7 protein-coding genes are annotated in these 7555 nt (G+C 39.2%); 5 read left to right on the top strand and 2 right to left on the bottom strand.

All coding sequences use genetic code 11. The features are described from left to right. The first annotated feature begins 245 nt into the window (after nt 1–245). The 3 genes from BAZSYMA_RS09660 (at nt 246) to BAZSYMA_RS02950 (ending at nt 3396) form a co-directional block, all read left to right on the top strand. Nucleotides 246–425 (top strand): hypothetical protein, encoded by a 180-nt coding sequence (locus tag BAZSYMA_RS09660; protein WP_143243078.1) that lies wholly within the window; start codon nt 246–248, stop codon nt 423–425. 132 nt (nt 426–557) lie between these two features. After that, nucleotides 558–1991, top strand: coding sequence for an Asp-tRNA(Asn)/Glu-tRNA(Gln) amidotransferase subunit GatB (gene gatB / locus BAZSYMA_RS02945; RefSeq protein WP_090715477.1), 1434 nt, complete (start codon nt 558–560; stop codon nt 1989–1991). After that, nucleotides 1960–3396: a protein adenylyltransferase SelO gene (locus BAZSYMA_RS02950; RefSeq protein ID WP_237731769.1), complete on the top strand. Its 1437-nt coding sequence runs from the start codon at nt 1960–1962 to the stop codon at nt 3394–3396. The genes gatB and BAZSYMA_RS02950 overlap by 32 nt, the downstream gene beginning before the upstream one ends. Here the strand turns inward: BAZSYMA_RS02950 and BAZSYMA_RS02955 are convergent. Then, nucleotides 3393–4391, bottom strand: coding sequence for a hypothetical protein (locus BAZSYMA_RS02955; RefSeq protein ID WP_090715480.1), 999 nt, complete (start codon nt 4389–4391; stop codon nt 3393–3395). The genes BAZSYMA_RS02950 and BAZSYMA_RS02955 overlap by 4 nt on opposite strands. A 1-nt stretch (nt 4392) precedes the next feature. Then, nucleotides 4393–5019 (bottom strand): site-2 protease family protein, encoded by a 627-nt coding sequence (locus tag BAZSYMA_RS02960; RefSeq protein WP_090715487.1) that lies wholly within the window; start codon nt 5017–5019, stop codon nt 4393–4395. Between the two features lie 35 nt (nt 5020–5054). Between BAZSYMA_RS02960 and BAZSYMA_RS02965 the strand changes: the two genes are divergently transcribed. After that, nucleotides 5055–6737: a proline--tRNA ligase gene (locus BAZSYMA_RS02965; RefSeq protein ID WP_090715482.1), complete on the top strand. Its 1683-nt coding sequence runs from the start codon at nt 5055–5057 to the stop codon at nt 6735–6737. Beyond that, nucleotides 6734–7546: an archaetidylserine decarboxylase gene (asd, locus tag BAZSYMA_RS02970; RefSeq protein WP_237731768.1), complete on the top strand. Its 813-nt coding sequence runs from the start codon at nt 6734–6736 to the stop codon at nt 7544–7546. The genes BAZSYMA_RS02965 and asd overlap by 4 nt, the downstream gene beginning before the upstream one ends. Nucleotides 7547–7555: the final 9 nt, after the last annotated feature.

The raw sequence follows: 7555 nt of genomic DNA on the forward strand, positions 1-7555 counted from the left end.
AATTCACCAATGATGAATAAATATTTAAACTAAAATTAAAGAAGTTATTGTGAGTAATGTTATTGAGAGACCTTTGCATAAATAGGAGTAATCATCATAAACCCACTTTTTACCCACTTGGTGATTTCTTTAAACCCGGCCTTAGCCCTGTTAGGACAAGGTTTAAAGAAATCACCAAGTGGGTAAAAATTGGGTTTTGTCAATCATCCCTAATTTATGCAAAGGTCTCATTGAATATAAAAACTATGTCGACAAGTGTTGAGCATTCTAACAAGGATAAATGCTTTTTTGGCAAGTTAGAGATGATTGATGACTTGGCTACATTTGAGGTAGATACGGTGGAGAATTTGGAGAGAAATTTTCAAGACAGTGTCAATCATTATATTGACACTTGTAAGCAGTTAAATAGGGAAGCACAAAACTAGTTGTCAATGTGTGTATTAGTCCAAAATTACACAAATTGGTTCACCAAAAAGCATTAAAAAATAATATATTTTTAAATGCATTGGTGGGGAAGTTTTTAGGAAAATATATGGGTCATTAATTAGGAATACAATATGGAATGGGAAACAGTTATCGGGCTAGAGATTCATGCGCAATTAAATACAAAATCTAAGATATTTTCGGCGGCCTCTACTCAGTTTGGGGCGCAGCCGAACTCGCAGGCGTGTGCGGTGGATTTGGGGCTGCCGGGGGTGCTACCGGTATTGAATGTTGAGGTGGTAAATAAGGCGATTACCTTTGGTTTGGCGGTTGATGCGCATATCAATCAACGCAATGTGTTTGATCGGAAAAATTATTTTTACCCTGATTTGCCTAAGGGTTATCAGATTTCACAATTGGATTTACCGATTGTGGGTGAGGGGGCAATAGACATTGGGATGGATGAGGGGGTAAAAACCATTGGTATTACTCGGGCGCATTTGGAGGAGGATGCGGGTAAATCGGTGCATGATATGTTTGATGATGACACGGCGATTGATTTAAATCGTGCAGGAACGCCCTTGTTAGAAATTGTTTCTGATCCTGATATGCGCAGTGCCAAAGAGGCGGTGGCGTATGCCAAGAAAATTCATGCGTTGGTGCAGTATCTTGATATTTGTGATGGTAATATGGCACAGGGCTCGTTTCGTTGTGATGCCAATGTGTCTATTCGTCCGCTGGGGCAAGAGGCATTGGGCACTCGGGCGGAGCTTAAGAACATCAATTCATTTAAATTTTTGGAAAAAGCTATTAATTTAGAGGTGGAAAGACAGCGAGATATTTTGGAAGAAGGGGGTAGCGTGGCGCAGGAAACCCGTTTGTATGATTCGGTAAAGCACGAAACCCGCTCTATGCGTTCTAAAGAAGAGGCGAATGATTATCGCTATTTTCCAGACCCAGATTTATTGCCTGTTGAAATCTCAGATGCGTTATTGGCAACCATTAAAGCACAATTGCCAGAATTGCCACTTGAAAAAAAGGCGCGTTTTATTAAGCAATTGGGGCTAAGTGAGTATGATGCAGATGTACTCACTTCGCAGAAATCGTTGGCAGATTATTTTGAAATTATGCTCAAAGGTAATGAATCAAATGCCAAATTATGTGCCAATTGGGTGATGGGTGAATTGAGTGCTTTACTCAATAAAAACCAAATCGAAATCGAAAAATCTCCCGTATCAGCACAAGATTTATCGCTATTGATTGGGCGTATTGGCGATGACACTATTTCAGGGAAAATTGCCAAAGATGTGTTTAAAGCCATGTGGGAGGGTGAGGGCAACGCCGATGAGATTATTGACGCCAAAGGGCTTAAACAAATGACAGACACGAATGCCATTGAGCAGATTGTAGATGAGATTATTGAAAATAACGCACCGCAAGTGGCACAATTTAAATCGGGCAATGAAAAAATCTTAGGCTTCTTTGTAGGTCAAGCAATGAAAGCCACGCAGGGCAAGGCAAACCCTAAACTGTTGAATGAATTACTCAGGTCAAAACTTGGACAATAGCACTTTGGATTTTGCCACGCTGGGTGAGAATTTCTTTTCAGAAATTGAATGCCAGCCGTTAAAAAATACTTTCTTAATTCATAAAAATCAAGCACTTTATCGTAAGCTTGGTTTAGACTGGGACAGCCAGACTTTGCTTAAAATTGCCTCAGGTGAGAAATTTTTTCAAGGGGTGTCGCCAATTGCCAGTGTTTATGCAGGGCATCAATTTGGACATTTTGCAGGGCAGTTGGGTGATGGGCGCAGTTGTCTGATTGGGCAAGTGCTACACAATCCCCCTTTACAAGGGCAGATACACAGCCACGAGTTTTCACTCAAAGGGGCGGGAAAAACGCCTTATTCAAGAGGGGCAGATGGACGGGCAGTGCTGCGCTCCTCTATTCGTGAATACCTTTGTTCCATTGCTATGCAAGGGCTGAATATTGCCACTACTGAGGCATTAACTTTGGTGGGAAGTGAGACCGAGGTTTATCGAGAAAACATTGAAACGGGGGCGATTGTAATGCGCACGGCATCCAGTCATATTCGTTTTGGTCATTTTGAGTGGTTTGCTGCCCTTGGGCAAAAAACCGAGGTTAAAAAATTGGCTGATTTTGTTATTGAGCATTATTATCCGCAGTGTCAAGGCGTGCAAAAATATGTTGATTTTTTCAATGAAGTGGTGGAGCGCACTGCCAAAATGATTGCCCATTGGCAAGCCCAAGGCTTTGCACACGGAGTAATGAATACTGATAATATGTCTATTCTTGGCTTGACGATTGATTATGGGCCTTTTGGATTTTTAGAAACCTACAATCCTAAATTCATCTGCAATCACTCCGATCACGAAGGGCGCTATGCTTTTGATCAACAGCCGGGGATCGGTTTGTGGAATTTATCTCAATTGGCGGACAGTTTGAGCAGTTTGATAGAAGTTAAGCAAGCCAAAACCGTTTTAGATAATTATCAGCCATATTTGGTCAAGGCTTATTCAACATTGATGCGAAAAAAGTTCGGTTTCACTCAAAAGGACGAGCAAGATAATGTACTAATCGGTCAATTTTTTGAAGTGCTGTATCAACATAAAAAAGACTATAGTAATTCATTAAGACAGTTGTCTGATATAGATAAATTAACGCAGGACACTGATTTTGATGCGTGGATTAAGTTGTATGATAAGCGCATTGCACAGGAAGATAATCCGAATAGAATAGAGATGATAAAGAGCGTAAATCCCAAGTATATTTTGCGTAATTATTTGGCAGAGGTTGCCATTCGAAAAGCAGAAGATGACAAGGATTATGGTGAGATTGACACGCTATTTACTTTACTGAGTAGCCCATTTTCTGAACACCAAGATCTTGAAGGTTATACGCAAGAAGCGCCAGATTGGGCAAAAAATTTAGAGGTGAGTTGCTCTTCTTAGTCTGACACTCGTGCTAAATATTTGCTGATTGATTCTGGCAATAAATTTAACAAAGCACTTCTGGCTTGATGCCAGAAAGCCGATAAAAGTAGCAGTGTGGCACCAATTAATACACCTGTTAAGGCAAAATTATAGCCAATGTCTCCATAGGTCTTTAAGATATTTGAAATTGCATACAGTACATACGCCATAGAGGAAACCATAAAGGCGCGTCTATCAACAGCGATGGACAATAAACTCATAAAGACATACAAGGCAATCACAATAATTAAGGTGCTAACACTTTCATTACCGTCTAGCACGCCAAGCATTCCAAAAATAGGGTGAATAATTAAGGGAGCAGATGCTAGATGCAGCCAAAAAGCAACATCAGATTTGTAGGTAACTCTATGAATATCGGCATAATCCCAAAACATAGCCAATACAAAGGTAATGATGCCAAAAATCAATAAAATTGGCAGTAAATAATCTTTTGTTTCAGGAAAAATGGAGATACTGAGTGCAACTAAAAAAACAATGAGCGAAGTGGCTCCAACGGCAACTGTAATTGGCACTTTAAAGCGCAACCAATGCAAATAGGCGCCCAATGTTGACAAGGAAGCGGCAATGGTTATATTAATATTCTCTGAGAATGATAATAAATTCATACACAGAGTGAATATGCCACCAATAAAAGCAATTAATAAAACAATGGCAGGCAAGGACATTTTTCTTTTACGGACAAAAAATTCACTTAAACCCCATGTAATGATTGGAAATACAATATAACCACTGTTATTTTGGATAGCGTTTAACACCCATCCTGAGGAAAATAGCAATAATAAGCAAGCGATAACAACAAAAATATCGTTGAAACTACCAATCAGCTTAAAATTTTCTTCATCTACATGGTTTGTGTTTTTGCTTGTAGCAATAAATTGTCTAAAATTGTCAACCGATGATTGGTTGAAAATAGTTTGTTTTACAGCATTATTTAAGTCTTCTTCTGTGTACATATTAATTTAATAGTCCTAGTAAATAATTTAAAATAAAGTTAACGATAGGTAAGATTACTCGTTCAAAAATACCCAAGAACAACAAACCTAGTAAGATATATAGACCATAAGCTTCTAATTTATTATACCGATAAGCCAAGTGGTTTGGTAATAATGCACTCACCACACGAGAGCCATCCAGTGGTGGCAGGGGAAGCAAGTTAAACACACCCAAAACTAGATTGATAGCAATACCAAAGTGTGCCATATCTATTAAAAGTTGAGATTGCAAGTTGAGTGTAAAGACAATAACCAATAACCATAACAATGCCATTATAAAGTTAGACACAGGTCCAGCAAGGGCAACTAAAATCATATCCTGTTTTGGAGATTTAAGGGCGTTAAAGTTGATGGGGACAGGCTTTGCCCAACCAAACAGAAAAGGTGATCCTGTGAAAAATAAGATCGCAGGCATTAAGATTGTGCCCACTGGGTCAATGTGTTTAATCGGGTTTAAAGTCAGCCTACCAAGCATTCTAGCAGTGGAATCGCCACGCTGATTGGCAACCCAGCCGTGAGCAAATTCATGCACAGTGATAGCAAAGATTAAAGGAATTGCGTAAATTAAAAGCGTTTGAAAATCAGGCATAGGTAAAATCATATTTTTTGTTTTGACTATTATAAATGAAAACCAGCCAAATTCTTATCCCAACACAAAAAGAAGCGCCAAATGATGCACAGATTATTTCGCATCAATTGATGATTCGTGCGGGGCTTATTTCTAAACTTGCATCGGGCTTGTATTCGTATTTGCCGATGGGCTTGAGAGTATTGCAAAAAGTAGAGAAAATCATTCGTGAAGAAATGAATAACTCAGGTGCACAAGAAGTGCTAATGCCTGTTACACAACCTGCAGAGTTGTGGCAAGAATCAGGGCGTTGGGATGAATACGGTGCAGAATTATTACGCTTTCATGACAGACATAATAGAGCATTCTGCCTAGGCCCAACACATGAGGAGGTGGTTACCCATCTTGCTAGTCAATATCTTAATAGTTATAAGCAACTGCCGATGAATTTTTATCAAATTCAAACCAAGTTTCGTGATGAGATTCGCCCTCGTTTTGGGGTGATGCGTTCGCGGGAGTTTATTATGAAAGATGCGTATTCGTTTCATTTGGATAAGGACAGTATGCAGGCAGAATTTGAAAAAATGCACGCCACTTATTGCCAAATATTTGAGCGTCTTGGACTTAATTATCGCCCAGTGTTGGCAGACAGTGGTAGTATTGGTGGTGAGAGTTCTATTGAATTTCATGTGTTGGCAGAGTCTGGCGAAGATGCTATTTGCTTCTCTGATGAGTCTGATTATGCTGCTAATATTGAAAAAGTAGCTTTCTCTAAACAAGAAAAAACCAACAGTACCAGTGCCAGTGAAAAACAGGTATTAACGAAGAAGATAACCAGTATTGAAGAGGTTGCACAGTTCTTAAAAGTTGAGCAAGCGCAATGTGTAAAAACATTAATTATTAAGACGGCTAATGGTTATAAGGCTTTAGCGCTTCGTGGTGACCACGAGCTAAATGAAATCAAAACACAAAACTTATTGGGTGATTTTGAATTTGCCAGTGATGAGGAAATTAAGTCACTTGATTTGAAAAAAGGTTTTATTGGTATTAAAGATTTAAGTATTGATTTGATTGTAGATTATTCAGCCGAAGTGATGGTGGATTTTGTCTGTGGTGCAAATCAATGGGACTATCATTTGACCGGTTGTGCGTGGGACGGTATTAAGTTTAAGACGGCTGACCTGCGTAATGCTGTTGCAGGTGATGCTTCACCCGATGGCAAGGGTAAGTTAGTGATTAAACGCGGTATTGAAGTGGGGCATATTTTCCAATTGGGTGATAAGTACTCCAAAGCGATGAACGCCAATGTGATTGGTGAATCTGGCAAAGCAGTGACGATGATGATGGGTTGTTATGGTATTGGTGTTACGCGTGTTGTGGCAGCCGCAATTGAGCAAAATTATGATGAGAGGGGTATTATTTTCCCAGCAAGTATTGCACCTTTTTGCGTGGTGATTGTGCCGATCAACTACAACAAATCCACTCGTGTTAAAGACTTAGCAGATAATTTATATCAGCAATATTTGGATGCTGGCATTGAAGTATTGCTTGACGATAGAAAAGAGCGTGCCGGTATTATGTTTGCCGATAGTGAGCTCTTAGGTATTCCGCATCGACTGGTGCTTAGTGATACGCATGCTGATAACGGCAATGTTGAATATAAAGCTAGAAATAACCCTGAAAAAATTGAAGTGAAATTCAATAACGCACTTGTCTTTATTCAATCAAAATTAAAATGATTTGGCTACAATACTTATTGCCACAGCATTGGCTTTCAAAGTTGATGTTTCGTTTTGCACGCATTGAAAATACTTGGCTTAAAAATACCTTTATTCGCTGGTTTGTTAAAACCTATCAAGTAGATTTGTCTGAGGCACAACGCGAGCAAGTAGAAGACTACAAGAGTTTTAACGACTTCTTTACCCGTAGTCTAAAGCCTGGTGCTAGAGTGATTGCCAAGTGTTCAATTGTCTGCCCTGTAGATGGTGTTGTTTCTCAAGTTGGCAATATTAACAATGCGCAAATCGTGCAAGCAAAAAATCATAATTACAGCGTGGTACAGTTGTTGGCAAATAATGAGAAAGCAGGCGAATTTACCAGTGGTTTTTTTACTACGATTTACCTCTCACCAAAAGACTATCATCGTATTCATATGCCTTATGATGGCAAATTGATTGCCATGGATTATATTCCTGGTGATTTATTCTCAGTCAATCAAAAAACTGTGCAAAGTGTCAATGGTTTGTTTGCTCGTAATGAGCGTGTGGTGTGTTATTTTGAGACTGAGTTTGGCATCTGTGGGTTTGTTTTGGTGGGAGCTATTTTTGTTGGCTCAATGCAAACGGTATGGCATGGACAAATTACCCCACCATATACCAAAAAAGTGAAACATTTTGATTATCAAAACCAGAATATTCAACTCAAAAAAGGTGAAGAAATGGGTAGATTTAATATGGGTTCAACCGTGATTATGCTCATGCCTAATAAAGACAACAAACTAAACCTCAAAGAAGGTGAAACGGTGAGGATGGGGCAGGCGTTAATCTAGTTTTGTTAA

The sequence above is a fragment of the Bathymodiolus azoricus thioautotrophic gill symbiont genome, from assembly GCF_001298715.1.
Taxonomy (GTDB): domain Bacteria; phylum Pseudomonadota; class Gammaproteobacteria; order PS1; family Pseudothioglobaceae; genus Thiodubiliella.

Coding starts and splice junctions, on each gene's coding strand:
- BAZSYMA_RS02965 (WP_090715482.1), top strand. CDS start 5,055: ATGAAAACCAGCCAAATTCTTATCCCAACACAAAAAGAAGCGCCAAAT.
- BAZSYMA_RS02950 (WP_237731769.1), top strand. CDS start 1,960: ATGAATTACTCAGGTCAAAACTTGGACAATAGCACTTTGGATTTTGCC.
- BAZSYMA_RS02955 (WP_090715480.1), bottom strand. CDS start 4,391: ATGTACACAGAAGAAGACTTAAATAATGCTGTAAAACAAACTATTTTC.
- BAZSYMA_RS02960 (WP_090715487.1), bottom strand. CDS start 5,019: ATGCCTGATTTTCAAACGCTTTTAATTTACGCAATTCCTTTAATCTTT.
- gatB (WP_090715477.1), top strand. CDS start 558: ATGGAATGGGAAACAGTTATCGGGCTAGAGATTCATGCGCAATTAAAT.
- asd (WP_237731768.1), top strand. CDS start 6,734: ATGATTTGGCTACAATACTTATTGCCACAGCATTGGCTTTCAAAGTTG.
- BAZSYMA_RS09660 (WP_143243078.1), top strand. CDS start 246: ATGTCGACAAGTGTTGAGCATTCTAACAAGGATAAATGCTTTTTTGGC.